Raw genomic sequence first — 25,535 nt, forward strand, 5'->3', positions numbered from 1 at the left:
ACCACGTGCACCTGCTCGTCTCCTACCCACCGACGCTGGCGATCTCCACGCTGGTTCAGCGGCTCAAGGGCCGCGCCGCCTACGCGGTGCGCCACGAATACACCGGCGCGTGTGTCCGCGCTCGCATGCGCGGACACCTCTGGTCGCCGTCCTACTTCGCCGTCTCCTGCGGCGGCGCACCCTTGTCGATCATCAAGCAATACATCGACGGACAAGCCCGACCACCTTGAACGCCGGGCTACGCCCGCCGACAAACGGGATGGGCTCACCCCGGACTGAAGTCCGAGGCTTGCGCCCAAGAATCCGGTCACAATGCGTGGTGAATTCGGCGGGCACCGTCATCGATTTCATCGGTGTCGGCGTTCCATCGAATGTCTGCTTCGAGAAGTCGATGGACAAGTCGTAGGACTTGTATATCGGCGGCGGTTCGACCCGATCGGCGCGGGCGGCCGGCGACCCGAGCGCCAGCAAGGCTGCGGCGAGGGCTACTCCGAGCGTGGTTCTCACGCCGCTAGCCGTCCTTTTCATCATCGCGGTGTGCCGCCTCGATCACCTCGGGCGGCACCGGCTTTTGCAGCCAGGCACGAATGCGCAATAACCCACCGGCGACGACGCCGATGGCGAATACCGCGACGAGTACCCACAGCAGGGCGTCCATGGCACCGCATTATCCCGCCCCCGCCGCGCACCGCGGCGGATTACCCACGAGTAGGCCACTGCCGGATATCGCACACGTCTCAATAGTGGCCGACTATCGAAAATCGGAGGACAGTGATGTGTATCACACCACTTGCAAGAAGTCGGTTAGAACGAAAGGCAACGAGATGATCGGAGCAATTATCACCGCAGTCATCGTGGGCGCGATTATCGGCGCATTGGCGCGGCTCATCATGCCCGGCAGGCAGAACGTCAGCACACTCATGACGGTTGTGCTCGGCATTGCCGGAGCCCTGATCGGTTCGTGGCTCACCGCGGTCGTCGGATACACCAATTCGAACGGCGGGTTCGCGATCATTCCGTTCGTGGTGGGCGTGGTCGTCGCGATTGTGCTGATCGCGATCTACACCTCGCTGACAGGACGACGCGGCACACCCGTCGGCCACTGAACAACTACCCCACCGACTCCGCCGATCTCCCCCCTCGATCGGCGGAGTCGCTTATGCAGACGCCGCGCCCGAGCAAATACGTATTCTCCAAGTGGTTTTCCGCAGACAATCTCGGATCCCGAAATTCGCACCGCAGCCCGCGAATACGAATATGCGGTTCTCGGCCGCGCCACCGATCGAGTCGGGATCCGCTGAACCCGCGTCGAGGGGTGGCCTGTTTAGATCTTGTTGGCTGGGTCGGGTTTCGAATGACGGGGGCGCGCATGAACTATCCGCAGAGCGGTAACAGCTGGCAGCAGACGCCGCCCCCGAACATGCCGCCGCAGCCTTACCCGCCACAGCCGTATCCGCCTCAGCCCTACGCGCCGGGTTACTACGCGTCCCCACCGACGAGGAAGAAGAAAACCTGGCTGTGGGTCGTCCTGGCGATCGTCGTCGTCATCGCGCTGGTCTACGGCGGCCTCTTGGTGTTCGCTCGCTACCAAGCCTCTCGTGCCGTGACGGTGACGTACGAGGTCACCGGCACCGGTGACAAGGCATCGGTGCTGTATTCGATGCGCGACTTCGAAAACGTGACCACCGAGGAAGCGGTCGACCTGCCGTGGAGCAAGGACGTCGAGATCGTCGACGGCCTCACCAAGGCATTCCAATTCATGGCGCAGCCCCAACCGGGCGAAAGTGTCGAGTGCACAGTCACGGTGAACGGCAAGATCCGTGCGCAGGACAGATCTACCCTCGCGGGTAAAAAAGCGTTCTGCTTCGGCACCGCTTAGCCGTGTCCAGCGTCCGCGCACTCGCAGCCCGGGAACGCCAGGAATTCGCGGATCTGCTGGATGCACTGAGCCCTCGGCAGTGGCAGGCGCCGACATTGTGCGCGAACTGGACTGTCCGCGACGTCGCCGCCCACACCATTGCATATCTCGGACAGACCCGGCTGCAGCTCACCGCGGCAATGCTGGCCGCGCGGGGACAGGTGAACCGGATCAACGACCGCGCGCTTCGAGCCAACGCCGGATCCGGACCTGACGAACTTCGCAACCTGATGCGGGCGGGCGCAGACCCCTCTGGCGCGGGCGCACTGTACGGCTGCCGGGTCGCACTCATCGAATGCGTGATCCACCAGCAGGACATCCGGCGTCCGCTCAGCCTTCCCCGCCTCATTCCGGCCGATGCGCTGCTGGCTTGCCTCACGTTCGCGCGGGTCAGCCCGGTGATCGGCGGGGCTCGCCGCACCCGGGGTCTGCGCCTGGTCGCCACCGACCTCGACTGGTCGGCCGGCCGCGGGCTTGAGGTGCACGGACCGGGCGAAGCGCTGTTGCTCGCGATGACCGGGCGCATCCATGCGGTTACATCCGAGCTGGGCGGTCCCGGTCTGGCGCGGCTGAACGCCCGTTGAACCGCCCGCCGACTCGCCATCTTCTCGGCGAAACCGGCGACAAATCAGCGGCCGGCAACGCCCCCGAGCATCACGCCCCCGTCTCGAATGGCTTGCGATCCGTGCCGGAGGGGTGCTTCACAGGTGTCGGCCACCTACCGTGAGTAACAGGTGGGGACTGTCGACCGATCTTGAAGATGGCAGCGCAAATCTGACAGACAACGCACCGCTGCCGCAATACCACCGCACCTGTGCAGGAGACGAATGCCCGCCACGACCGTCATCGCAGGCACCTGCGCGCCGGAGTTCACCCGGGTGCGCGATGCCTTCGAGGACAACTTCGCCCACCGCCGGGAGGTGGGCGCCGCGGTCGCGGTCTGGGTCGAGGGTGATCTGGTGGTCAACCTGTGGGGCGGATCGGCCGATGCCGCGGGCACCCGGCCGTGGCAGCAAGACACCCTGGCCAGCGTCTATTCCGGCTCCAAGGGCCTGGCCAGCACCTGCATCCACCTTCTGGCCGACCGTGGCGAGATCGACCTGGACGCTCCGGTAGCGCGCTATTGGCCCGAGTTCGGCCAGGCCGGCAAGCAGGACATCACCATCGCGATGGTGTTGGGTCACCGTTCCGGTGTGATCGGCCCACGCGAACCGATGAATTGGCAGCAGGTCACGGACTGGGATGCGGTGTGCGCCCGGATCGCCGCCGCGACGCCATGGTGGCCGCCGGGCAGCGCGCAGGGCTACCAGGTGGTGACCTTCGGCTTCATCCTCGGCGAGATCGTGCGCCGGGTGACGGGCCGCACGATCGGTCACTATCTGCGCACCGAGGTGGCCGAACCGCTGGGCGCCGACATCCACATCGGCCTACCCGCCTGGCAGCACCACCGGTGTGCGGAGATGGTGAACAAACCGTCGGTACGCAGCCTGCTGGCCGACAATCAGGTGCACCGACCGCCCGCCTCCCTCCACGAGCATCCGATGGCCGGTTGGGCGGTGTCGATGGACTTCGTGCCGGACGACGAATTGGGCGTGCAGGCGCTGGACGCGTGGCGCGCGGCGGAGTTTCCGAGCACCAACGCGCACGTGTCCGCGCTCGGCATGGCGACGTTCTACAACGCGCTGGCCCAGGAAAAACTGTTGACTCGCGAGCACATGGAGCGCTGCCGGATCTCGCAGGGCGGATTCGACGCCGATGTGGTGCTCGGTGCACGGGTCGCCGACCATGGCTGGGGTTTGGGCTACATGCTCAACCAGCGTGGTGTGGCAGGGCCCAACACCGGCATCTTCGGCCACGGCGGGTCTGGCGGCTCGTTCGCATTCGTGGACCTGGAGCATCGGATCGGCTACGCGTACGTGATGAACTATTTCGACGCCACCAAGTGCAATGCCGACCCCCGCACGGTCGCGCTTTCCAACGAGGTGTACTCCGCTCTCGGCGTAATTTGAGTTCTCTACGAGGGCCCGGCAGCGTCGTTTTCCGTCGGTACGCTGGACGCCATGAACAGCATTTTGCTGGTACTCATCATCCTTGTCGTCGCCGCGATCGCGTTCGCTGTCTACAGCTCGTCGAAGGCCAACGGCCGTCGCTCCGCGGAGTCGCTGGCTGACGCCAAGGCCGACGCCCGCAGGCTGATCGAACGTCTCGGCGGCCAGGTGCTCAATCTGACCGGCTCCGACGATGCGTCCAAGCAGGCGTTGGCCGACGCCTCCGAGCGTTACACCGCGGCGTCCTCACAGATCGATCAGGCCACCACCGCCAAGCAGGCCGCGCTGGCCAAGGAGAGTGCCATCGAGGGCCTCTACTATGTGCGCGCGGCCCGTACCGCCATGGGCATGGATCCCGGCCCCGAGCTGGAGTCGTTGACCGGGCAGCGTTCGGCTGGGGCGGTGACCGAGGACCGTCGGATCAACTTCGAGGGCCGCGAGGTCGAGGCCTCGCCGAACCCGTCACAGCGCACCCCGAACTACTACCCCGGCGGCCGGGTCGCCGGACGCCCGGTGCCCGCCGGTTGGTATTCCGAACCGTGGTGGAAGCCGGCCCTGGTGGCCGGCGCCTGGGGTCTGGGCTCGGTTCTGCTGTTCGACGCGATGTTCTCCGGTATGCACGGAGTCGACTACGGCGCACAGGGTTTCGAGAGCGGTTACGGCGACGGCTATTCCGACGGTTTCGCCGCGGGTCAGGACTCGGGTGGATTCGATGGCGGCGCTGACGGTGGTGGCGACTGGGGCGGCACGGACACCGGCGGTTGGGATGGCGGTGGCTTCGACGGCGGCGGATTCGGCGACTTCGGTGGCGATTTCGGGGGTTTCTGACCTCCGCCGAGCAACCGGCTCACACCTGGCAGTCGGGGCACCAGAACAGGTTGCGGGCCTCCAGTTCCGCGGTGCGCACCGTCGCGCCGCACACCCGGCAGGCCTCGCCCGCCCGGCGATAGACGTAGGTGCGGGGCCGGCCCGGACCGTAGGACGGGGCACCGTGATCGTGCTCGGGGCGGACGACGACGATCTTGCCGCGGCGCACCCCGACCTTCATCAGCTCGACGAGATCGGTCCACATGGCGCTGAATTCGGCCTGCTGCAGGTGGGTACCCGGCCGGTATGGATCGATGTGATGACGGAACAGCAGTTCGCTGCGGTACACGTTGCCGACGCCGGCGATCACCGACTGATCCATCAGTAGTGCACCGATTGACCTGCGCGACTTGCTGATTCGCGCCCAGGCGAGCGCAGGGTCGGCGTCCTTGCGCAGCGGGTCGGGGCCCAGACGGGCCACCACATCGGCGATCTCGGGTTCGGTGATCACCTCACACACGGTGGGGCCACGCAGGTCGGTGCCGTACTCGCTGCCCACGATCCGCATCCGCACCTGGCCGACGGGCAGCCCCAAGGGAACGGGAGCCTCGGTGAACGTCCCGTACAGACCGAGGTGGATGTGCACCACCCGGCCACCGTCGTAGTGGTGGAACAGGTGCTTGCCCCAGGCGTCGGCCTGCTTGAACATCTGGCCGCTGACCGTGGCCGCACCGTCGGTGAAGCGGCCCTGCGGGCTGGACACCACGACGGGTTTCCGGCCGAACCGCTTCTGGTGCAGCCGGGCCAGCCGGTGCAGGGTGTGCCCTTCGGGCATGGGTCAGGCGGGCGCGCCGGGAACCGGCGGGGCGACGTGATCCTTCTCGTAGGCGGCCAGGATGTCGATGCGGCGCTGGTGGCGCTCTGCCTCCGACCACGGCGTCGACAGGAACGCGTCGACGATGGCCAGCGCCTCTTCCTCGGTGTGCATGCGTCCGCCCAGGCCCATCAGTTGCGCGTTGTTGTGTTCGCGGGCCAGCTTGGCGGTCTCGACGCTCCAGGCCAGGGCACAGCGGGCACCGGGCACTTTGTTGGCGGCAATCTGCTCACCGTTGCCGGAGCCGCCGAGCACGATGCCCAGGCTGCCCGGATCGGCGACTGTCTTGACCGCTGCGTCGATGCAGAACGCCGGGTAGTCGTCATCGGCGTCGTAGGTGTAGGCACCACAGTCGATCGGCTCGTGACCGGTCTTCTTGAGGTGCTCGATGATGGTCTGCTTGAACTCGAATCCGGCGTGGTCGGCACCGATGTAAACGCGCATGGCGGTCATTCTCGCAGACGCCACCGCACGCCCAGAGCTAACCGAGGGTGATGGCGTCCAGGCGTTCCTTGATGAAGGCCGACGACGTCACGGGCTCCAGGCTGCCGACCCTACCGACGGGCGGCTCCAGCGGGGTGACGACTGCGTCGTGGTTGGCCTCGTAGAAGTAGATCAGCGAAACCAGGTCTTCTTCGGGAGCGTGCGCCTGCGGCGGCAGTACGCGGTGGCGGCCCGACGGCCAGCGCCGTCCACTCCAATACTCCAAGAGGTCACCGATGTTGACCGTGAGCGATCCGGGCTCCCACGGCGCGTCCTCCCAGCCCTCCTGCTCGGAGTAGACCTGCAGTCCGCCGGCCCCCGGTTCGCGGTCCAGGACGGTCACCGTGCCGAAGTCGGTGTGCGGGCCGATGCGGAACTGGCCCGGCTCAGGCTCCCCCACCACGCTGACCGGCGGATAGTGGTTGATGTTCATGGTCCAGGTCGGCCGGTCTGCCAGGGCGACAAAAGGATTGACGGTCAGCCCGAGAGCGTGGGCGAACAAGGCCAGTAGGTCGTCGGACAGCTTCCGCATCGCGGTGGTGTACTCGTCGACCAATGCCTGCAGCGCGGGCACCTCGGCCGGCCACACGTTGGGCGCGAACCAGGTCCGGTCGACCTCGGGGTCACCCGTCGCCGTTTCGGCGCCCAGGCTGTAGCTCTCCTTCAGATCCGGCGGCGTCTCGGTGCCCTCCGCGTAACCGTTGGCCTCGGCCCCCGGCCCGATCCAGCCGTGCCCACCGACGGGTACCGAGTAGCACTGCTTGATGTGGTCGGGCAGCGCGAAGAAGTCCCGGCTGGCCGCACGCACCTTGGCCGCGAGGTCGGGGTCCACGCCGTGGCCGGTGACGACGATGAACCCGGCGCGCTGCAGCCCGGCGTCGACCTCGGCGGAAACCGCGTCGGCCTCGGACCCGCCGGCGTACCAGCGCGACATGTCCACGGTGGCAATGGCACTCATTCCCCGATGTCCTCCGCCCACAGGTCCGGCCGCTCGGCGATGAAGTCCTCCATCATCGCCACGCAGCGCTCATCGTCGAGCAGGGTAACGGAAACCCCGTGCTCGGCCAGCCAGTCGTGACCGCCGGTGAAGGTCCGGCTTTCGCCGATCACCACCGCGCCGATGTTGAACTGACGCACCAGCCCGCTGCAGTACCAGCATGGCGAGAGCGTCGTCACCATGGTCGTGGTGCGGTAGCCGCGCTGACGGCCGGCCGCGCGGAAAGCGTCGGTCTCGGCGTGGATCGACGGGTCGTCGTTCTGCACGCGCCGGTTGTGACCGGCACCCAGCAGGGTTCCGTCCGAGCTGAACAGGGCAGCGCCGATCGGAATCCCGCCCTCGGCCAACCCTTTCCGGGCCTCCTCGACGGCGATGTCGAGCATCTGTTCGGGGGTCATACGGCCACCGTCCGGTCCGCGGTGAGTTTCGACCGGCTCAGCACGAGGTAACAGGCGCCGGCCATCAGGAAGCCGACGAAGAATGTGATGTCGCCCAGCTCCGGAACCTCCCGCGCGATGTAGCCGACGAACTTCGCCTGGTTGCAGAACAATGTCACCGACACCACCAGGCCGACGAGGAACGACACCAAACCCGGCCAGTTGGTATAGGACCGGTCGTAGAGAAAGTGCGCGACGGGCGCATCGCCGCGCAGGTACTCGTCGGCGAACACCACACCGAGCCACGGTCCGATCCAGTACGCGATGATCAGCAGGAACGCTTCGTAGCTTGCGGCGGCGTCGGCCAGCGCCCACCACGCGATGAGGAATCCGACCACACCGAAGAACGCGGTCGCCAGGGCCCGGGCGATGTGATGTGGCAGCTTGATCCCGATGGTCACGAAAGCCATTGCGCCCGAATAGATGTTGATCGCATTCGCCGCGACCGCGCCGATGGCGATCGCCAACAGGGTCAGGCTCGCCAGCCACGGCGCCAGCTCCGAGGTGAACGCCGTAGTCGGATTGTCCGAAACCGCGGGGCCGATGGTCACCGAGGCCGCACCCACGGTCTGGAGCACCATGCAGGACACGAACAGCCCTGCGGCAGCGAAAAACCCGGTGCGTGGTCGGGCCTCGGCCCGCGGCAGGTAGCGCGTGTAGTCGGCGGCGTACGGCGCCCACCCGGCGACGTATCCGAACGCGGTGCCCACGGTCAGCAGGAAGCCACCCATGCCGCCGACACCACCGGTGACCGCGGGCGCGCCGAGGTCGGCCTTGGCCAAGATCACCACCGAGGTGATCGCGAAAATGACCGCGAGCACCGGGAAAGCCCACCGCTCGAACGCCTGAACCAGGTTGTGCCCGAACACGGCCAGCGCGGTCTGCACCACGACGACGAGCACCAGGGCCAGCACCGGCGCGATTCCGAACAGCGTGGAGAGCGCGAATGCGCCACTGACGCTGTTGGTGGCGAACCACCCGATACCCGCGGTCACCGTCATCAGCAGCGAGGGCACGGCGTTGCCCTTGAAGCCGAACGCCAACCGGCCCAGCACCATCTGCGGGACACCGTGCAGGGGCCCGCGCTTGGACAGGAAGTAGTGCGCGAGCGCCCCCAGGCCGGTGCCGATTCCCAGGCCGGCCACCGCCTGCCAGAACGTCATGCCGTAGACGGAGACCGCCAGCACGCCGAGGAAGATCGTGGCGAATTCCAGGTTCGGCGACGTCCATGTCCAGAACAACTGGCTGGGCTTACCGTGCCGGTCGGCCTCGGCGATGTGCTCGTTGCCGCCCGGCTCGACAGCTGCGATCCGGTCGCGGTAGGAACCGTCGGTACTGGGCTCAGCCGCTGTCATCCGTACACCGTGGCGTGAGCCGCGGTGTTACGCAACCGGAATCGCGATTTTGGGTGCGGTTCACCCCTCAGTCGAACTGGGGTGCCTCCGTGCGGGACCGCTTGAGCTCCCAGAAATGCGGGTACGACGCGAACGTCACCGACGCATCCCAGAGCTTGCCGGCCTCTTCACCGCGCGGGATCTTCGACAGCACCGGTCCGAAGAACGCGACACCGTTGACATGGATGGTCGGGGTGCCGACATCGTCGCCGACGGCGTCCATGCCCTCGTGATGGCTCTTGCGCAGCGCCTCGTCGTATTTGTCGGTGGTGGCAGCCTCGGCCAGTTCGGCGGGCAGGCCGACCTCCTCGAGCGACTGTGCGATCACCTGGTCGAGGTCCTTGTTGTCCTGGTTGTGAATCCGGACGCCCATGGCGGTGTAGAGCGGTCCGAGGATCTCGGGTCCCTTGAGCTGCTCGGCGGCGATCGCGACCCGGACCGGGCCCCACGCCTTCTTCATCAGTTCTCGATAGTTCTCCGGCAGGTCGCGGCCCTCATTGAGCACCGCCAGGCTCATGACGTGGAACTGCACGTCGATGTCGCGGACCTTCTCGACTTCGAGGATCCACCGGGAGGTGATCCAGCACCACGGGCACAGCGGGTCGAACCAGAATCCGGCGACATCTTTCTGAGCCATCTATGCGTCCTCTCGATGTGGTTCAGGGCACAACTGCATCCAGCACAACTGTGTACCCGCACCGGGATGTTCCCGACACGCGTAACTATCCGGGGACGGTTTACGACAACCTTGGTGGCTGGCATGTCGGACATGCATGCTGAAGTCACGGCAGCAGCACAGGAAACGCATAGTGCGTGAACCTTTACCGGAACGTGTTGTTCCTGTGACCCTGGTAAACCACTGTTGCCCAAGTGAGCAGAGCGATATAAGAGTTCTGCGTGATAGCTGAGGAGCTCAATATGGCCGCTCGTGCCCTTCTGGCGACCGCGGGTGCCGTGGCCGCCGCCCTCGCGTTGGCAGTCCCTGCGCAAGCCGATCCCATCCCTGTCCCTGCCCCGGCCCCTTCCCCTGGCAATCCGGCCGACAGCTCGTTCCTCAATGCGCTGAACGACGCAGGTGTGGGCTACGGCGATCCCAACGCCGCCGTTCAGATGGGCCAGGACGTGTGTCCGATGCTGGTCGAACCGGGCAAGGATTTCGCGTCGGTGGCTTCCCAGATGCGCGGCGACGGCGGCATGTCACCACAGATGGCGTCATTCTTCACCGGCATCGCCATCCAGATGTACTGCCCGCAGATGATGTCGTCGATCAGCGACGGTTCGATCCTGAACAACCTCGGCGCGCTGAACGGACTCGCCGGGATCGCCGGCTTCCCGCAGTAGGCCGGATCTTGTCGACGTCCAGCCACTAGGTTGGACGGGTGGCACTTCCCAATCTCACTCGCGATCAGGCCGTCGAGCGCGCCGCTCTGGTCACTGTCGACAACTACCGCGTCGTGCTCGACCTCACCGACGGCAACGGCAACCCCGGCGAACGCACTTTTCGGTCCACCACGACTGTGACGTTCGACGCACTCGCCGGCGCCGACACCGTCATCGACCTGGCGGCCGAGACCGTTCGCAGCGCAACGCTCAACGGCGTCGCACTGGACGTCTCCGGCTACGACGAGTCGACGGGCATCGCGCTGTCCGGCCTGGCCGCGCACAACGTTCTGGTGGTCGACGCCGACTGCCTGTACTCGAACACCGGTGAGGGCCTGCACCGGTTCGTCGACCCCGTCGACGACGAGGTTTACCTGTACTCGCAGTTCGAGACCGCCGACGCCAAGCGGATGTTCGCCTGCTTCGACCAGCCCGACCTCAAAGCCACGTTCGACGTGCAGGTCACCGCACCGTCGCATTGGCAGGTGATCTCCAACGGGGCGACCGTGGGCGCCGAACCCGCCGGGGCGGGCACCGTGCACACCTTCGCCACCACCCCGAAGATGAGCACCTACCTGGCGGCGTTGATCGCCGGTCCGTACGCGGTGTGGCGCGACTCCTACTCCGACACCCACGGCGAGATTCCGCTGGGTATCTTCTGCCGGGCCTCGCTGGCCGAATTCATGGATGCCGAGCGGCTTTTCACCGAGACCAAGCAAGGTTTCGGCTTCTACCACTCCAATTTCGGCACACCGTACGCGTTCGGCAAATACGACCAGTTGTTCGTGCCCGAGTTCAACGCCGGCGCCATGGAGAACGCCGGTGCGGTGACCTTCCTGGAGGATTATGTCTTCCGGTCCAAGGTGACCCGGGCTTCCTACGAGCGCCGCGCCGAGACCGTGCTGCACGAGATGGCGCACATGTGGTTCGGCGATCTGGTCACCATGCAGTGGTGGGACGACCTGTGGCTCAACGAGTCCTTCGCGACGTTCGCGTCGGTGCTGTGCCAGGCGGAGGCCACCGAATACGACACGGCATGGACCACATTCGCCAACGTGGAGAAGTCCTGGGCCTACCGGCAGGATCAGCTTCCCTCGACCCATCCGGTGGCCGCCGACATCCCGGACCTGGCCGCCGTCGAGGTCAACTTCGACGGCATCACCTACGCCAAGGGCGCCTCGGTGCTCAAGCAGCTGGTGGCCTACGTCGGGCTCGAAGAGTTTCTGTCCGGGCTGCGGGACTACTTCCGCGACCACGCGTTCGCCAATGCCACGTTCGGAGATCTGTTGGGCGCCTTGGAAAAGGCGTCCGGCCGTGACCTGTCGGGCTGGGGTCGACAATGGCTCAAGACAACCGGTTTGAACACGCTGCGGGCTGACTTCGACGTCGACGAGTCGGGTGCGTTCGCCCGGTTCGCCATCGCCCAGTCAGGTGCGACTCCGGGTGGCGGGGAGACCCGGGTGCACCGGTTGGCCGTCGGGATCTACGACGATGACCCGGCCGGCTCGGGCAAGCTTGTGCGCGTCCACCGCGAAGAGCTCGACGTCGAAGGCCCGATCACCGAAGTCCCTGCGCTGGTGGGCGTTTCGCGCGGAATGCTGATCCTGGTCAACGACGACGACCTGACCTACTGCTCACTGCGGCTGGATCCGGCCTCGCTGTCGACCGTGCTCTCGCGCATTGCCGACATCGCCGATCCGCTCCCCCGCACGCTGGCCTGGTCGGCGGCCTGGGAGATGACCCGCGAGGCCGAGATGAAGGCCCGTGACTTCGTCGCCCTGGTGATGAGCGGAGTGCACGCCGAGACCGAGGTCGGTGTCGCGCAGCGACTGCTCATGCAGGCACAGACCGCACTGAGTTCCTACGCCGATCCCTCCTGGTCGGCCGAAATCGGCTGGCCCGCATTCGGAGACGCACTGCTCGATCTGGCCGGCACGTCCGCGCCGGGTTCGGACCACCAGCTCGCATTCGTCAACGCGCTGTGCGCCTCGGTCCTGTCACCGAACCACGTCGCGGTGCTGTCGAGTCTGCTCGACAACGAACCCGCTGCGGTGAACCTGCCGGGCCTGGTGATCGACACCGATCTGCGCTGGCGGATCGTCACCGCACTGGCCCGCACCGGCGAGATCGACGCTGACGGGCCCGAGACGCCGTTCATCGACGCCGAGGCCTCCAACGATCCGACCGCGGCCGGCAAGCGGCACGCCGCGGCGGCCTCGGCCGCCCGCCCGCAGGACGAGGTGAAGTCCGCGGCGTGGGAGCAGGTCATCGAGGACGACACGATCGCCAACATCACCACCCGTGCAATCGTGGGCGGTTTCGTGCAGCCCGGCCAGTCAGAGTTGTTGGCGCCGTTCACCACGCGCTACTTCGCGGCGATCTCCGGGGTGTGGGAGCGGCGGTCCAGCGAGGTCGCCCAGACCGTGGTGATCGGGCTGTACCCGTCCTGGGACATCAGCCAGAACGGGCTCGACGCGGCGGACGCGTTCCTGTCCGATCCTGAGGTGCCGCCGGCGCTGCGCCGCCTGGTGGTCGAAGGCCGTGCCGGTGTGGAGCGTTCCCTGCGCGCCCGCGCCTTCGACGTCAGCTAGTTTCCCCGGCACCGCGAGGGTGCGCGTCTGCTGCCCGACACGCCGTGTCAGAGCAGCATTCTGCGCACGCTCGCGGTCATACGCTGTGCCGATGGCAGTCAGTCGAACCCGCGCGGCACGGGCTGCACGCAAGCGCAAGCGCCGGATGGATCTCGTGGTGCACGATCTCACCGACGACCAGTGGGAGACGCTGAAGGCCGCTTGGGGCGGGTGCGCGTACTGCGGCAGCACCGGCGGGCCGTTCCAGAAAGATTGCGTGATGGCGATCTCGCGGGGTGGGCGCTACACGGCGGACAACGTGGTGCCGGCGTGCGCATCCTGCAACGCCAGCAAGTGCAACTTCGAGGTCAGCACCTGGATGCGGCGCAAACGGCTCGACGAGCGTGCGTTCTTGACGCGCTACGTGGAGATCCGGGCCGGCCTGGCGCAGTGATCGCGGCGCTGTGCGAGCGTGCGCAAAACGCCGACCGCGAGCGGCGTGTCGGGCAACAGACACGCGCGCTCGCGGTGAAGGTGAATAGGACTAGGCAGGCGAGACGCCGGCCGACAGCACCCGTACGGCGCTGATCAGACCGTCGATCAAGTTGCCTTCCTTGAAGGAGGCGGCAGCCGCCGAGACGCCCAGCGGGGCGGCCTCTTCGATGCCACGGCCTTTGACGTCGGCGCCGTAGACCACCTCGATCGCATGCTGGTCGGGTGAGACCGCGAGCAGCACCGCGTTGTCGGGGGTCGGGACCTTGGCCAGGATCTCGCGTGCCGTGGCCGCGGTGTCGGCGCCCAGCGGTCCGATGTAGACGGCGAACCGAGCCTTGGCCGCCCTCGAGCCGTACTTCAGCGCATCGTCGAGCACGACCAGATCCATCGTCGGGAACGGGTAGTGCACCGAGAGCTCACCGGGCTCGGTAACCCCGGAGATCCGACCGCTGTAGGTCAGCGCGTAGCCGTAGGGCAGGTCCACATCCGAGGACGTCCGGGTCGCAGTTGTCACTTCACCACTTGCCACTTGCGCCGCCTCCGATCGTCACGCCGTGCGAATCATGCCCGCCGTGCCCGTGATCCTGCGGCTCCTCGGCAGCCCACAGAATGGGCTCGTGGGTCCACGGCTCGGACATCTTGTAGGTAGCCGGGTGCGGTCCCTTGCGGGTCAGGTAGATCAACGCCAGGACCACGAACAACACCAGCGGAACCCCTCCGAGGAGGGAATGGGTAAGTGCTGTGCTCACGCGCAAACCGTATCAGCCGCAATGCGCCGACGCGCCGAGAGTGCCCGGCAACACGACGTCAGGCCGCACCTTCTCCGAGATAGCGCACCCAGGCCGGGTCGAGCTCCTTGATCGTGGACAGCAGTCGCCAATGCTGACCCTTCGGCGGCATCGGCACACACCGCAGTGTCCAGCCCAGTTCGGCCAGCAGCCGGTCGGCTTTGCGGTGGTTGCACGCCGCGCACGCCGCGACGCAGTTCTCCCAGGAATGCTCGCCGCCGCGGCTACGCGGAATGACGTGGTCGACGGTGTCGGCCCGCCCGCCGCAGTACGCACAGCGGAAGCGGTCACGGTGCATGAGCGCAGCGCGGGTCATCGGGATGCGGGCCCGGTACGGCACCCGCACGTAGGTGCGCAGCCGGATCACCGAGGGCACCACGATGGTGCGGGTGGCCGAGTGGATGACCGGCCCGGACGGGTCGTCGTGCACGACGTCGGCCTTGCCGCACATCACCATGATCACCGCCCGCCGCAGTGGCAATGCGGTCAGCGGTTCGTAGGTGGAGTTCAGCAGCAGCACCCGGCGGCGGCCCCACAGGGAGGCGTCGGGATTGGTCGTAGGCAGGGCCTCGACGCTGTGCAAGGGCCGATTTGGCACATGGGGTCCCGATGGGCCGGGAATGTGGCCGGTCCGTCGCATATGGCTTTTTTTGCTGTGCGCCATGGAGCCTCCGAGGAGACAGTCCACCACGGATCAAGGAGATACGCACGAAAATTCTTTGTGTGTTCGCAGGTCAGTCCAATGAACACCAGGTGACCACAGTGCCGTGACCGGCCCGGACGTGCCGTCGGGCCACAATGGACCACAATGAGTGACGTGACACAGGTGCAGCGATCTTTCTACGACGAAGTCGGGGGCCACGAGACGTTCGCAGCGATCGTGTCAAGGTTCTATGAGCTGGTGCGCGAGGACGAGATTCTGCTGCCGTTGTATCCCGAGGACGACATCGACGGCGCCGAGGAGCGGCTGCGGATGTTCCTCGAGCAGTACTGGGGTGGGCCCCGGACGTACTCCGACCAGCGCGGCCACCCGCGGCTGCGGATGCGGCACGCACCGTTCCGGATCGGCTACCTCGAGCGCGACGCCTGGCTGCGCTGCATGCACACCGCGGTGGCCTCGATCGACTCGGAGACGCTCGACGACCCGCACCGGCGCGCGCTGCTGGATTACCTGAACATGGCCGCAGACTCGATGGTGAACTCGGCGTTCTGACATGCGCCGGTGGTGGGCAGACGCGGTGTTCTACCAGGTCTATCCCCGCTCGTTCGCCGACAGCAACGGCGACGGGGTCGGTGATCTCGACGGGGTGAGCGCCAGGCTCGATTACCTGGCCGCGCTCGGCGTGGGCGCCCTGTGGCTCAACCCGGTCATGGTGTCGCCGATGGCTGACCATGGCTACGACGTCGCCGACCCGCGCGATGTCGATCCGCTGTTCGGCGGCATCGCCGCGCTGGACCGCCTGCTCGACGCCGCTCACGCCCGCGGCATCCGGGTCACCATGGACCTGGTGCCCAACCACACCAGCTCGGCGCATCCCTGGTTCGTCGAGGCGCTGGCCGATCCGCGGCGACGCGACCGCTACATCTTCCGTGACGGCCGCGGCCCAGGCGGCGACGCGCCACCCAACAACTGGGTGTCGGTGTTCGGCGGCCCGGCGTGGACCCGGGTCACAGAACCCGACGGCAGGCTGGGCCAGTGGTATCTGCACCTGTTCGACCCCGGCCAGCCCGACCTCAACTGGAACCATCCGGAGGTGTTCGAGGATCTGGAGAAGACCCTGCGGTTCTGGCTGGACCGCGGAGTCGACGGGTTCCGCATCGACGTGGCCCACGGCATGGCCAAACCGCCTGAGCTGCCCGACATGGTGGTCACCGACAGCGCGCTGCTGCGCAACAGCGACGACGACCCACGATTCGACAACGACAGCGTGCACGACATCCATCGCTTCATCCGCAGGGTGTTCGACGATTACCCCGATGCCGTCGCCGTCGGCGAGGTCTGGGTGCACGGCAATGAGCGCTTCGCCAAGTACCTGCGCCCCGACGAGCTACACCTGGGCTTCAATTTCCGTCTTGTGCAAGCAGATTTCGACGCCACCGAGGTTCACGACGCGATCGACAACGCGATCGTCGCGGCCGATCTCGCCGGGGCGGCACCCACGTGGACGCTGTCCAACCACGATGTGGAACGTGAGGTCACCCGCTACGGTGGCGGCGCCCGTGGGTTGGCGCGGGCCCGGGCGATGGCCCTGGTGATGCTGGCACTGCCGGGAGCGGTGTTCGTCTACAACGGCGAGGAACTCGGGCTGCCCAATGTCGATCTGCCCGATGCGGTGCTGCAGGATCCGGTGTGGGAGCGCTCCGGTCACACCGAACGCGGGCGCGACGGATGCCGGGTGCCGATGCCGTGGTCGGGCGATACCCCGCCGTTCGGGTTCTCCTCGAACGCCGACACCTGGCTGCCGGCCCCTGCCGACTGGGCCCCGTTGACCGTGCAGCGCCAACAGGACGATCCGTCCTCGACACTGCATTTCTACCAGCGGGCGATCGAATTGCGTTCCAGTCGTGGGGAATTCACTGGCAGCCGGGTCGAGCTGGCAACCGCCGGCGATGTTCTGACGTTGCGACGCGGAGGCGGCCTGGTGTGTGTCCTCAACACCGGCGCGGTGCCCATGCCGCTACCGCCCGGCGAGGTGCTGCTGAGCAGCGGCGAATTGATCGATGGGCGGCTGCCCGCCGATACCGCCGTGTGGGTGGTCTAGCAATAGCGCCTCGGCACATGGTCGTCCGCCGCATGTTCGCCGGCGCATCGTCGCCCCTACGCATCGTCACGCCTACGCATGGTCGCCCCTACGCATTGTCACGCCAGAGTGGCCGTCGCCTCCCAGTGCCACTCCAGCGTGGCAAAGCAGCGCTGGAAGCCAAGCCAAGCCTCGCAGGCGCCACGCCAGCGTGACGCTCGGGCCCGAGAGCCACTCTGGCGTGACACGGCGGGACTCAGCCCAGGATCAATGCGGCACTTTCGCGACGGCGGTACACCGAGCCGAAGCGGGCGTCGATGCGCAGCCACGACGGGTGCGCGCGGACCCGTACGATCTCCTGCTCACTGACCTCATTGCCGGTCGGTGGCAGAAAACCCATGGCGGTCAATGCGAATACGCAGCGCATCGGCACCCCCACCCTGAAATCGCCTGCGCTGACCTGGATCACTTCCTGGTCCATCAGAGAGGCCGGCGGCCCGTGGGCGCTGCCGTGTTCGCGGGCCAATTCGCCACCCTGCTGGGCCAGATCCAGCATCACCCGGGCGGGCACGTCGTCGAGGTGGACGAACCCATCCTCGGGCGGCAAGCCACCGCGCCAAGCCGAGTCCATCGGGAAGCCGGGGTCGACGTATCCCTCTGTTGCAGACGACAACCCGTTCACCAGCGCGTCGGCCCCCGCGGACAGATCCGACGGACGCAGGCGGCCGGACACCACGCGGCTGGCCAGCACCTCCAACCCCGTCGCCACCCAGGCCACGGCCTGCCCGCCGGTACGCTCCCGCAACCGCACCACCGCAGCATCGTCGAGCCGCAGTGCACGGTCGAGGAACGTCGCGAGGTCCTTACGGTCGCGCGGATCGTCGATCCATAGGCCGCGCTCCGGGACGGTCATCGCAGATGGCTCTCCAGGTAGCCGCGCTGCTCAGGGGTCAGGCGTTCCAGTCGTTGCTCGCCGATGTGTACGGCGGCGAGCTGAGTCTCACCGATCACCGAAGGCTTGGAGTCCGCGGCGGCATTGACCGAGCGCACCTCGTAGCCGATGGTGAAGTCGACGGCACGCACCCGCTTGGACCACATGGTCACCTGAAGCGGAGAGTCAACCAGCCGCAGCTGCCCCTTGTAGGAGATGTTCACGTCGGCGATCAGTAGGCCGATGGTGTCAATCGTGGCGCCGAAGGGCTCACGCAGAAACGGGATCCGGGCCTCTTCGAGGATCGTCACCATGGTGGCGTGGTTGATGTGCTGGTACATGTCGATGTCCGACCAGCGCACATGCACCGGCGTTGTAAAACTCACGCAGTCGTTCCCGTTCCACTCGTTCGTGTCATGCTGCGGATCTGACGCGCTGCCACAGACAAAGTCGCCAGGTCCTGTTCACCATCTTGGTATATCTCGGTCAGCGTGCGTCGGGCGCGGGTCACCCGCGAGCTGTTGGTCAGCTCCCACTCGGCGATCTTCTCCTCGCCAGTCTCGTCAGGTTCGCCGACCGCGAGCACGTCGAAGCACAACGCGCGAAGAGAACCGTAGATGTCGTCCCGAATCGCCAACCGTGCCAAGGAATGCCATCGGTCATCTCGGCCGAGCCGCGATACCGCGCTGAGCAGGCCGTCGGCGCCCAGGCGGTCCATCAGCGCGAAGTAGGTGTCGGCGACCTCGGCGGCGTCGCGGTCGACGATGTCGGAGATGTCGATCACGTCGAGCAGGCTGTACTGGTACAGACCGGTCGCCACCGCATATGCCAGGTCGTCGGGGACGCCGTGCGCGACGAACTCACCCGCCTCCTTTTCGACGATGGCCTTGTCGTCACCACGCAGCCACTGCGGCATCTGCGGGCGCAGGGCCGACACCTGGGCGGCGAACCGGTTGATCTCGGCGCCGACGGCCAGCGGCTGCGGACGGTAGTTGAGCAGCCAGCGCCCGGCCCGGTCGACCAGCCGACGCAGATCCAGCGTCATGCGGTCGGTCACGGCCACCGGCACTCCGTCGTCACCGGCGGAACGAATCTCGCGCCATACCTTGCCGATTCCGAAGATGGCGTCGGTGGCGACGTAGCTGCGCACCGCGTCGACGGGGCCGACGCCGACATCCTCGGTGATCCGGTAGGCGTAGCTGATACCACTCGTGTCGACGAGGTCGTTGACCAGCATGGTGGTGACGATTTCCCGGCGCAGCTGGTGCGACCGGATCTCGCTGGTGAACTGCTCGCGCAGCTTCTCTGGGAAGTACTGCGGCAGCCGGGACGCGAACACCTCCTGATCGGGCAGGTCGCTGGCCAGCACGTCGTCCTTGAGATTGAGCTTGACGTGGGCCATCAGGGTGGCCAATTCGGGTGAGGTCAAACCGATTCCGGCATCGGCGCGGCGTCGGACCTCCTTCTCCGACGGCAACGCCTCCAGCTCGCGGTTGAGCCCACGGTTGGCCGCGAACTCCTTGATCATCCGGGCGTGGACCGAGAACATACTCGCGGAGTTGGTCCGGCTGGTGCCCATCAAGTCGTTCTGATCCTTGTTGTCGGTCAGCACCAGGGCGCCGACCTCATCGGTCATCGACAACAGCAGATCGGTGCGCTGACTGGGCTCGATCCGGCCCGCGGTGACCAGGGAGTCGATCAGGATCTTGATGTTGACTTCGTGGTCGGAGCAGTCCACGCCCGCCGAGTTGTCCAGCGCGTCGGTGTTGATCCGACCGCCGGCCAGGTCGAACTCGATACGCCCCAGCGACGTCACTCCGAGGTTGCCGCCCTCACCGATGACCTTGGCCCGCACCTCGTTTCCGCACACCCGGATCTGGTCGTTGGCACGATCACCGACATCGGCCTCGGTCTCGGCCTTGACATAGGTGCCGATCCCGCCGTTCCACAGCAGATCGACGGGCGCCTTGAGGACGGCCTTCATCAACGCCGGCGGGGTGAGTTCCTCGACGCTGCTGTCGATCCCGAGCGCCGCGCGGGCCTGGGGGCTGAGCGGGATCGACTTCTGCTGGCGACTGAAGACGCCGCCGCCCTCGCTGATCAGTGTGGCGTCGTAGTCTTCCCAGCTGGACCGCGGCAGCTCGAACAGCCGCTTGCGCTCCACCCACGACACCGCCGGGTCGGGGTTGGGATCGACGAAGATGTGTCGGTGATCGAAAGCGGCGATCAGCCGGATGTGCTTCGACAGCAGCATGCCGTTGCCGAACACGTCGCCGCTCATGTCGCCGACACCGACGACGGTGAAGTCCTGGCTCTGGGTGTCCACACCCATCTCCCGGAAGTGCCGCTTCACCGATTCCCAGGCCCCCTTGGCGGTGATCCCCATGGCCTTGTGGTCGTAGCCGATGGAGCCGCCGGAGGCGAACGCGTCACCGAGCCAGAACCCGTAGGACTTCGCGACCTCGTTGGCGATGTCGGAGAACGTGGCGGTGCCCTTGTCGGCCGCGACCACCAGGTAGGCGTCCTCCCCGTCCCGCCGCACCACATCGGGTGGGGTGACGACGGCACCGGTTCCCTTGTCGACGTTGTCGGTCACGTCGAGCAGTCCGGAGATGAAAAGCTGATAGCACGCAACGCCTTCGGCCCGGGTGGCCTCGCGGTCGACGGCGGCGTCGCCGGTCGGTACGGGCGGTCGCTTCACCACGAACCCGCCCTTGGCCCCGACCGGCACGATGACCGCATTCTTCACGGCCTGCGCCTTGACGAGGCCGAGGATCTCGGTGCGGAAGTCCTCACGACGGTCCGACCAGCGCAACCCGCCGCGGGCCACGAACCCGAACCGGAGATGCACACCCTCCACTCGCGGCGAGTACACGAAAATCTCGAACTTGGGCCGCGGCAACGGCAGTTCGTTGATCAGGCCGGGGTTCAGCTTCATCGCCACTGCGCCACGTTGCCGGGCCGAATTAGGCTGCTGCACAAAGTAGTTCGTGCGCAGAGTGGCCTGGATCAAGGTGGCGAAGGCGCGCAACACCCGGTCGGTGTCGAGGCTGACCAGGGCGTCGATGTCGGCGGCCACCGCAGCGGCCGCCCCCTGGGCGTCGCGGGAGCCCGCGGTCTCCTCGGACGGATCGAACAGCGCCTCGAACAGCTGGACCAATGACTGTGTGGTGTGCGGGTTCTCGTTCACCACCGATTCGATGTGCGACTGGCTGTACGGGAAACCGGCCTGGCGCAGGTACTTCGCGTATGCGCGCAGGATGACCACCTGCTGCCACGTCAGGTCGGCACGCAGCACCAGTTCGTTGAACCGGTCCACCTCGACCCACCCGTGCCAGATGGCGGTGACCGCATCGGCGAACCGCTGCGCGGTCGCCTCGCGCGCGGCAGCATCCGGCGCGTCGGGGATGCCGCGTTGCCGCATCACCTTGAACTGGTAGATCCACACCGGCAGGCCGTCGGCCCGGCGGACGGTGTACGGACGCTCCTCGAGGACCACCACACCCATCGACTGCAGCATCGGCAGCAGCTCGCTCAGCGAGGCCGACTGGCCGCCCAGGTACCAGGTGAGCTGGGCCGGACCGTCTTCCCCGCCCTCGTCGAAAACCAACTTCACCGAATTGTCTTGCAGCCCCTCGATGATCGCGATATCGGCGATGGCATCGGCCGGAGCGACGGCTTGCTTGTAATCTTCGGGAAGCGCCGTGGCATAGTGCTCGACCGCGGCCGGGCTCAACGCCGCGTGCGCTGCGGCGCTGGTCATGCGGTCCCCCCAGTTGCGGGCGGCCTCGGTCAGCAGATCCTGGATCCGGTTCTCGTTCTCCGCGGAGGTGTCCACCGAGTGCGAAGAGGTATCGTCGGGCAGCCGCACGATGAAATGGACTACCGCCCAAGGTGATTCACTGACCCGCGCCGAGTAGTCGATATTGTCGCCACCGAGTTCGCGCACCAGGATGTCCTGCATCTCCAGCCGCACCGCGGTGGTGTAACGGTCTCGCGGCAGGTACACCAGGCAGGACACGAAATGCGCCAGCTGATCTGCGCGCAGGAAAAGCAGGGTACGGCGCCGCGAGCCCAGATCCACCACGGTCAGTGCCATGTCCAGCAGCTGCTTGGAACTCAACGCGAACAGTTCTGGGCGCGGGATGGTCTGGATGATGTCGCGCAGCAGCTGCCCAGGATGGCTGGGGTCGCGGCGCGCCATGGCCAGAGCCTCCTCGACCCGGCGCGAGATCAACGGGATCTCCAGCACGTTGGCGTTCATCGCGGCCACGGTGAACAGGCCGACGAAACGATGCTCCGTGGCGGTGGCATCACGGCGCTCGCCGCCGCTCTCGCGGACGACGACGATGTAGGGGTTGGCGCCGTAGCGCACATAGCTCGGCATGGTGGCCTGAGCCAGCACCATCAGATCGTCGGCGGCGGTCAGCGGCGGAAGGACGTCCTCGCGCAGCTTGAGTACGCCGAGCCGGCTCGACGGTTCGACTGCGGCCTGCCCGTCGCTGATCGAGCACTGCTGGTAGCCCAGCAGCACGAAATGCCCGTCGGAGAGCCAGCGCAACAGCGCGGCGACATCCCTGCGGTCGGTGTTGGGAAACCGGCCCTCGACATCGGTGGCGACATCGTTGGCCAGGCCGTGCAGCGCCGCGCCCATGGCCGCGGCGTCCACCCCGATCTGCCGGGCCTCGGCCAGGACACGGGGCACCAGCCCGACCACGTCGGTCAGTGCCGGTCCGTCAGCCGCGCCGTGGACCGGGACCAGGATCCAGCATTCGTCGACGCCGTCGACACCGGTGGCTTCGGCGGCGGGCTGGAAATCCAGCAGAACACCCTCGGCGTCGCGGTGTACCCGGAAGACCGGGTTCATGATGGCCGGGTAGGCGATGCCGTGGCGGTGCAACAACACCGTCACCGAATCCACCAGCATCGCCGCCTGTTCGGTGACGATCTGCAGGGCCGGGCCGGAGTCGGCGTCACCGGGGTACACGATGACCTTGGTTTCGCCCGGCGCCCGCTGGCCGCCCAACGCATAGTGGGCGGCCACCACACCATCGGAGACAAGGCGCTCGGCCACCGCGGCCTGGGGACCGGTGGCGGCCACCCCCGGCGCACCGGCCTGCGGAGCCCGGTAGGTGGACAGGAACGCCTTGGCGAGCCGGTGGATCACCTCAGGTGGTGCCTGTGCGCGATCCCGGTCGCTAATTCCCTGTCCCCTAACAGCTCCCGGTTCGGCCGTCATACGGATCACTCCCTACTCACGCCCACACACCGGCACTGGTGCATAGCTGCGACATTAGTAGCGTCATCGAGCCCGCTGCGCCGTTTACCCTGTCACGGGTCAGTCGCGGGTCAGTCTCCGGTGGGTCACCCGGTGCGGCCGTGCCGCCTCGGCACCGAGACGCTGGATCTTGTTCTCCTCATAGGCACCGAAGTTGCCCTCGAACCAGAACCACTTGGCCTCGTTGTCGTCGTCGCCCTCCCACGCCAGGATGTGCGTGCAGGTGCGGTCCAGGAACCAGCGGTCGTGGCTGATCACCACCGCGCAGCCGGGGAACTGCTCCAGCGCGTTCTCCAGCGACGACAGCGTCTCGACGTCGAGGTCGTTGGTCGGCTCGTCGAGCAGGATCAGGTTGCCGCCCTCTTTGAGGGTCAGCGCCAGGTTCAGCCGGTTGCGCTCACCGCCGGACAGCACACCCGCGGGCTTCTGCTGATCCGGTCCCTTGAACCCGAAGGCGGACACGTAGGCCCGCGACGGGATCTCGTTCTGGCCGACCTCGATGTAATCCAGCTTGTCGGAGACGACCTCCCACACCGTCTTCTTGGGGTCGATGCCGGCGCGGCTCTGGTCGACGTAGGACAGCTTGACCGTGTCGCCGACCTTGACCGTCCCGCTGTCGGGCTGTTCCAGCCCCACGATCGTCTTGAACAAGGTGGTCTTGCCGACGCCGTTGGGGCCGATGACGCCGACGATGCCGTTGCGCGGCAGCGTGAAGGACAGGTCCTTGATCAGGGTGCGGCCTTCGAAACCCTTGTCCAGGTGCTCCACCTCGACCACCACGTTGCCCAGCCGCGGCGGGGTCGGGATCTGGATCTCCTCGAAGTCGAGCTTCCGCGACTTCTCGGCTTCGGCGACCATCTCCTCGTAGCGGCCGAGGCGGGCCTTGTTCTTGGCCTGACGGGCCTTGGCGCCCGAGCGGACCCAGGCCAGCTCGTCTTTGAGCCGCTTCTGCAGCTTCTGGTCCTTCTTGCCCTGGACCTCGAGCCGCTCGGCCTTCTTCTCCAGGTAGGTCGAGTAGTTGCCCTCGTACGGGTAGGCCCGGCCGCGGTCGAGCTCGAGGATCCACTCGGCGACGTTGTCGAGGAAGTAGCGATCGTGGGTGACCGCCAGGATGGCGCCCTTGTAGCTGGCCAGGTGCTGCTCCAGCCACAGCACGCTCTCGGCGTCGAGATGGTTGGTGGGCTCGTCGAGCAGCAGCAGGTCCGGCTTGCTCAACAGCAGCTTGCACAGTGCGACCCGGCGCTTCTCACCGCCGGACAGGTGGGTGACCGGCTCGTCCGGCGGCGGGCAGCGCAGCGCGTCCATGGCCTGCTCGAGCTGGGAGTCGATGTCCCAGGCGTCGGCGGCGTCCAGCTCCTCCTGCAGGTGGCCCATCTCTTCCATGAGCTCGTCGGAGTAGTCGGTGGCCATCAGTTCGGCGACCTCGTTGTACCGATTGAGCTTGGCCTTGATCGGTACACCGTCCTCGACGTTCTCCCGGACGGTCTTGTTCTCGTCGAGGTGCGGTTCCTGCATCAGGATGCCGACGGTGGCACCGGGCGCCAGCAGCGCGTCGCCGTTGTTCGCCTGGTCGATGCCGGCCATGATCTTCAGCACACTCGACTTGCCTGCCCCGTTGGGACCGACGACGCCGATCTTCGCGCCGGGCAGGAAGTTCAGGCTGACGTCGTCAAGGATGACCTTGTCGCCGTGCGCCTTGCGAACCTTGCGCATCGTGTAGATGAATTCGGCCATGCCGTGATGTGCCTTTCTGAAGCTTTCGGGAACGTCGGATGGGCGCTTGCGCGAAGGGTCGCGTCAAGCCCAACTCACTCGCGCCCATCCTAGGCGTGACCGAATGTGGCTAGGCCGACAGTGGCAGGTCGCCCTCGTCAGGCTCGGTTTCGGCGTCGCCGGCGTCGACGGGTTCGGGCTGGGGTACCGGGCCCGCCGACGGCTTTGGCAACGGCGCCACTTTGGCGGTGCAACGCGACAGATCCGGGCCGACGGCGGTGGCCCGCACCTCCACCGAGGAGCGGCGCACGCCGTCCTTGTCGTCGTACTCACTGGTGTGGATGTGGCCGACCACCACGACCGCGTCGCCCTTCATCAGCGAGGCACTGGCCCCCGTGGCCAGGTGGCCCCAGCAGTTGACCGTGACGTACAACGTGTTGCCGTGCTCCCACGTCCCGTCGGGGGTACGCCTGCGTGAATTGCTGGCCACCCGGAACTTGTACAACTCCTGATCCCCGAACCGCCGCCGGACCGGGTCGGTGATGATGTTGCCCACGATCGTGATCGGTGTCTCGAACATTTCTGGTTCCTTTCGCTTCACTCTGGCTCCGGCGGCCGATGTGGAAGCGTCGACCGCCTTACGCAGCCATTGACCGTCGGCGGCCCGACAGGAACGATGCC

Annotated in this window: 26 protein-coding genes; 11 read left to right on the forward strand and 15 right to left on the reverse strand. The window is 66.7% G+C overall.

The genetic code is table 11. The features are described 5' to 3' along the window. The coding region (gene tnpA / locus E0T84_RS16290; RefSeq protein ID WP_138744953.1) for an IS200/IS605 family transposase at window positions 1–230 on the forward strand (230 nt) is incomplete at its 5' end. Window positions 231–511: 281 nt separating this feature from the next. On the opposite strand, the gene E0T84_RS31850 is transcribed toward tnpA, so the two are convergent. After that, window positions 512–658 (reverse strand): hypothetical protein, encoded by a 147-nt coding sequence (locus E0T84_RS31850; protein ID WP_171055054.1) that lies wholly within the window; start codon window positions 656–658, stop codon window positions 512–514. 166 nt (window positions 659–824) lie between these two features. Between E0T84_RS31850 and E0T84_RS16295 the strand changes: the two genes are divergently transcribed. The 5 genes from E0T84_RS16295 (at window position 825) to E0T84_RS16315 (ending at window position 4,794) form a co-directional block, all read left to right on the forward strand. Then, the gene (locus E0T84_RS16295) at window positions 825–1,106 is read left to right on the forward strand and encodes a GlsB/YeaQ/YmgE family stress response membrane protein (protein WP_070189020.1); all 282 of its coding nucleotides are present in this window, start codon (window positions 825–827) and stop codon (window positions 1,104–1,106) included. A gap of 263 nt (window positions 1,107–1,369) precedes the next feature. Then, a complete protein-coding gene (locus tag E0T84_RS16300) occupies window positions 1,370–1,879 on the forward strand; it encodes an MmpS family transport accessory protein (RefSeq protein ID WP_171055055.1) in 510 nt (169 codons plus the stop codon). A 2-nt stretch (window positions 1,880–1,881) separates the two neighbouring features. Beyond that, window positions 1,882–2,502, forward strand: a complete 621-nt coding sequence (locus E0T84_RS16305; protein ID WP_138744955.1) for a maleylpyruvate isomerase family mycothiol-dependent enzyme — start codon at window positions 1,882–1,884, stop codon at window positions 2,500–2,502. A gap of 243 nt (window positions 2,503–2,745) precedes the next feature. Continuing rightward, window positions 2,746–3,927 (forward strand): serine hydrolase domain-containing protein, encoded by a 1,182-nt coding sequence (locus tag E0T84_RS16310; RefSeq protein ID WP_070189017.1) that lies wholly within the window; start codon window positions 2,746–2,748, stop codon window positions 3,925–3,927. Between the two features lie 51 nt (window positions 3,928–3,978). Further along, window positions 3,979–4,794 carry a hypothetical protein gene (locus tag E0T84_RS16315; protein WP_070189016.1) on the forward strand — a complete coding sequence of 272 codons (816 nt, stop codon included), beginning with the start codon at window positions 3,979–3,981 and terminating at the stop codon, window positions 4,792–4,794. A 19-nt stretch (window positions 4,795–4,813) separates the two neighbouring features. Here the strand turns inward: E0T84_RS16315 and E0T84_RS16320 are convergent, their stop codons facing one another. The 6 genes from E0T84_RS16320 to E0T84_RS16345 all read right to left on the reverse strand — a co-directional run bounded on the left by E0T84_RS16320 (window position 4,814) and on the right by E0T84_RS16345 (window position 9,595). Next, window positions 4,814–5,608 (reverse strand): Fpg/Nei family DNA glycosylase, encoded by a 795-nt coding sequence (locus tag E0T84_RS16320; RefSeq protein WP_138744956.1) that lies wholly within the window; start codon window positions 5,606–5,608, stop codon window positions 4,814–4,816. Between the two features lie 3 nt (window positions 5,609–5,611). After that, entirely contained in the window at window positions 5,612–6,091 is a 480-nt protein-coding gene (locus E0T84_RS16325) for a ribose-5-phosphate isomerase (protein WP_019348553.1), read from the reverse strand. Between the two features lie 37 nt (window positions 6,092–6,128). Further along, window positions 6,129–7,088: an isopenicillin N synthase family oxygenase gene (locus tag E0T84_RS16330; protein WP_138744957.1), complete on the reverse strand. Its 960-nt coding sequence runs from the start codon at window positions 7,086–7,088 to the stop codon at window positions 6,129–6,131. Continuing rightward, complete coding sequence (locus E0T84_RS16335; protein ID WP_138744958.1) at window positions 7,085–7,525, reverse strand: nucleoside deaminase; 441 nt, start codon at window positions 7,523–7,525, stop codon at window positions 7,085–7,087. The genes E0T84_RS16330 and E0T84_RS16335 overlap by 4 nt, the downstream gene beginning before the upstream one ends. Beyond that, complete coding sequence (locus E0T84_RS16340) at window positions 7,522–8,919, reverse strand: cytosine permease (RefSeq protein WP_138744959.1); 1,398 nt, start codon at window positions 8,917–8,919, stop codon at window positions 7,522–7,524. The genes E0T84_RS16335 and E0T84_RS16340 overlap by 4 nt, the downstream gene beginning before the upstream one ends. A gap of 67 nt (window positions 8,920–8,986) precedes the next feature. After that, window positions 8,987–9,595, reverse strand: coding sequence for a DsbA family protein (locus E0T84_RS16345; protein ID WP_138744960.1), 609 nt, complete (start codon window positions 9,593–9,595; stop codon window positions 8,987–8,989). 281 nt (window positions 9,596–9,876) lie between these two features. On the opposite strand from E0T84_RS16345, the gene E0T84_RS16350 reads away from it, so the two are divergent. From E0T84_RS16350 to E0T84_RS16360, 3 genes are all read left to right on the forward strand, one after another. Beyond that, window positions 9,877–10,299 carry a DUF732 domain-containing protein gene (locus E0T84_RS16350; protein ID WP_138744961.1) on the forward strand — a complete coding sequence of 141 codons (423 nt, stop codon included), beginning with the start codon at window positions 9,877–9,879 and terminating at the stop codon, window positions 10,297–10,299. Window positions 10,300–10,337: 38 nt separating this feature from the next. Further along, a complete protein-coding gene (gene pepN, locus E0T84_RS16355; RefSeq protein WP_138744962.1) occupies window positions 10,338–12,929 on the forward strand; it encodes an aminopeptidase N in 2,592 nt (863 codons plus the stop codon). Between the two features lie 91 nt (window positions 12,930–13,020). Beyond that, the gene (locus tag E0T84_RS16360; protein WP_070189008.1) at window positions 13,021–13,362 is read left to right on the forward strand and encodes an HNH endonuclease; all 342 of its coding nucleotides are present in this window, start codon (window positions 13,021–13,023) and stop codon (window positions 13,360–13,362) included. Between the two features lie 90 nt (window positions 13,363–13,452). Here E0T84_RS16360 and E0T84_RS16365 read toward each other — a convergent pair whose 3' ends face one another. From E0T84_RS16365 to E0T84_RS16375, 3 genes are read right to left on the reverse strand one after another with little or no spacing between them, the layout of a single operon-like run. After that, window positions 13,453–13,932 carry a DUF5130 domain-containing protein gene (locus E0T84_RS16365; protein WP_138744963.1) on the reverse strand — a complete coding sequence of 160 codons (480 nt, stop codon included), beginning with the start codon at window positions 13,930–13,932 and terminating at the stop codon, window positions 13,453–13,455. Continuing rightward, window positions 13,919–14,152, reverse strand: a complete 234-nt coding sequence (locus E0T84_RS16370) for a hypothetical protein (protein WP_070189006.1) — start codon at window positions 14,150–14,152, stop codon at window positions 13,919–13,921. Before E0T84_RS16370 ends, E0T84_RS16365 begins: the two co-directional genes overlap by 14 nt. A gap of 58 nt (window positions 14,153–14,210) precedes the next feature. Next, complete coding sequence (locus E0T84_RS16375; protein WP_070189005.1) at window positions 14,211–14,855, reverse strand: HNH endonuclease; 645 nt, start codon at window positions 14,853–14,855, stop codon at window positions 14,211–14,213. Between the two features lie 162 nt (window positions 14,856–15,017). Here E0T84_RS16375 and E0T84_RS16380 point away from each other — a divergent pair, with 162 nt between their 5' ends. Beyond that, complete coding sequence (locus tag E0T84_RS16380; protein ID WP_165617723.1) at window positions 15,018–15,404, forward strand: globin; 387 nt, start codon at window positions 15,018–15,020, stop codon at window positions 15,402–15,404. A gap of 1 nt (window position 15,405) precedes the next feature. Then, the gene (locus E0T84_RS16385; protein WP_138744964.1) at window positions 15,406–16,953 is read left to right on the forward strand and encodes a glycoside hydrolase family 13 protein; all 1,548 of its coding nucleotides are present in this window, start codon (window positions 15,406–15,408) and stop codon (window positions 16,951–16,953) included. A gap of 235 nt (window positions 16,954–17,188) precedes the next feature. On the opposite strand, the gene E0T84_RS16390 is transcribed toward E0T84_RS16385, so the two are convergent. The 5 genes from E0T84_RS16390 to ssb all read right to left on the reverse strand — a co-directional run bounded on the left by E0T84_RS16390 (window position 17,189) and on the right by ssb (window position 25,434). Further along, complete coding sequence (locus E0T84_RS16390; RefSeq protein WP_138744965.1) at window positions 17,189–17,845, reverse strand: hypothetical protein; 657 nt, start codon at window positions 17,843–17,845, stop codon at window positions 17,189–17,191. Then, window positions 17,842–18,249: a thioesterase family protein gene (locus tag E0T84_RS16395; protein WP_083284066.1), complete on the reverse strand. Its 408-nt coding sequence runs from the start codon at window positions 18,247–18,249 to the stop codon at window positions 17,842–17,844. The genes E0T84_RS16390 and E0T84_RS16395 overlap by 4 nt, the downstream gene beginning before the upstream one ends. Beyond that, entirely contained in the window at window positions 18,246–23,102 is a 4,857-nt protein-coding gene (locus tag E0T84_RS16400) for an NAD-glutamate dehydrogenase (RefSeq protein ID WP_249383658.1), read from the reverse strand. Before E0T84_RS16400 ends, E0T84_RS16395 begins: the two co-directional genes overlap by 4 nt. Before the next feature lie 99 nt (window positions 23,103–23,201). Next, window positions 23,202–24,875, reverse strand: coding sequence for an energy-dependent translational throttle protein EttA (gene ettA / locus E0T84_RS16405; RefSeq protein WP_138744966.1), 1,674 nt, complete (start codon window positions 24,873–24,875; stop codon window positions 23,202–23,204). Window positions 24,876–24,984: 109 nt separating this feature from the next. After that, a complete protein-coding gene (gene ssb, locus E0T84_RS16410) occupies window positions 24,985–25,434 on the reverse strand; it encodes a single-stranded DNA-binding protein (protein ID WP_138744967.1) in 450 nt (149 codons plus the stop codon). Between the last annotated feature and the right edge of the window lie 101 nt (window positions 25,435–25,535).

The sequence above is a fragment of the Mycobacterium sp. DBP42 genome, from assembly GCF_005924235.1.
In the GTDB taxonomy this organism is placed as follows: domain Bacteria; phylum Actinomycetota; class Actinomycetes; order Mycobacteriales; family Mycobacteriaceae; genus Mycobacterium; species Mycobacterium syngnathidarum.

What these genes read in the sequence shown, in the direction of transcription:
- E0T84_RS31850 (WP_171055054.1), bottom strand. Translation starts at nt 658, where the DNA reads ATGGACGCCCTGCTGTGGGTACTCGTCGCGGTATTCGCCATCGGCGTC.
- E0T84_RS16295 (WP_070189020.1), top strand. Translation starts at nt 825, where the DNA reads ATGATCGGAGCAATTATCACCGCAGTCATCGTGGGCGCGATTATCGGC.
- E0T84_RS16300 (WP_171055055.1), top strand. Translation starts at nt 1,370, where the DNA reads ATGAACTATCCGCAGAGCGGTAACAGCTGGCAGCAGACGCCGCCCCCG.
- E0T84_RS16310 (WP_070189017.1), top strand. Translation starts at nt 2,746, where the DNA reads ATGCCCGCCACGACCGTCATCGCAGGCACCTGCGCGCCGGAGTTCACC.
- E0T84_RS16315 (WP_070189016.1), top strand. Translation starts at nt 3,979, where the DNA reads ATGAACAGCATTTTGCTGGTACTCATCATCCTTGTCGTCGCCGCGATC.
- E0T84_RS16320 (WP_138744956.1), bottom strand. Translation starts at nt 5,608, where the DNA reads ATGCCCGAAGGGCACACCCTGCACCGGCTGGCCCGGCTGCACCAGAAG.
- E0T84_RS16325 (WP_019348553.1), bottom strand. Translation starts at nt 6,091, where the DNA reads ATGCGCGTTTACATCGGTGCCGACCACGCCGGATTCGAGTTCAAGCAG.
- E0T84_RS16330 (WP_138744957.1), bottom strand. Translation starts at nt 7,088, where the DNA reads ATGAGTGCCATTGCCACCGTGGACATGTCGCGCTGGTACGCCGGCGGG.
- E0T84_RS16335 (WP_138744958.1), bottom strand. Translation starts at nt 7,525, where the DNA reads ATGACCCCCGAACAGATGCTCGACATCGCCGTCGAGGAGGCCCGGAAA.
- E0T84_RS16340 (WP_138744959.1), bottom strand. Translation starts at nt 8,919, where the DNA reads ATGACAGCGGCTGAGCCCAGTACCGACGGTTCCTACCGCGACCGGATC.
- E0T84_RS16345 (WP_138744960.1), bottom strand. Translation starts at nt 9,595, where the DNA reads ATGGCTCAGAAAGATGTCGCCGGATTCTGGTTCGACCCGCTGTGCCCG.
- E0T84_RS16350 (WP_138744961.1), top strand. Translation starts at nt 9,877, where the DNA reads ATGGCCGCTCGTGCCCTTCTGGCGACCGCGGGTGCCGTGGCCGCCGCC.
- E0T84_RS16360 (WP_070189008.1), top strand. Translation starts at nt 13,021, where the DNA reads ATGGCAGTCAGTCGAACCCGCGCGGCACGGGCTGCACGCAAGCGCAAG.
- E0T84_RS16375 (WP_070189005.1), bottom strand. Translation starts at nt 14,855, where the DNA reads ATGGCGCACAGCAAAAAAAGCCATATGCGACGGACCGGCCACATTCCC.
- E0T84_RS16385 (WP_138744964.1), top strand. Translation starts at nt 15,406, where the DNA reads ATGCGCCGGTGGTGGGCAGACGCGGTGTTCTACCAGGTCTATCCCCGC.
- E0T84_RS16390 (WP_138744965.1), bottom strand. Translation starts at nt 17,845, where the DNA reads ATGACCGTCCCGGAGCGCGGCCTATGGATCGACGATCCGCGCGACCGT.
- E0T84_RS16400 (WP_249383658.1), bottom strand. Translation starts at nt 23,102, where the DNA reads ATGACGGCCGAACCGGGAGCTGTTAGGGGACAGGGAATTAGCGACCGG.
- ettA (WP_138744966.1), bottom strand. Translation starts at nt 24,875, where the DNA reads ATGGCCGAATTCATCTACACGATGCGCAAGGTTCGCAAGGCGCACGGC.
- ssb (WP_138744967.1), bottom strand. Translation starts at nt 25,434, where the DNA reads ATGTTCGAGACACCGATCACGATCGTGGGCAACATCATCACCGACCCG.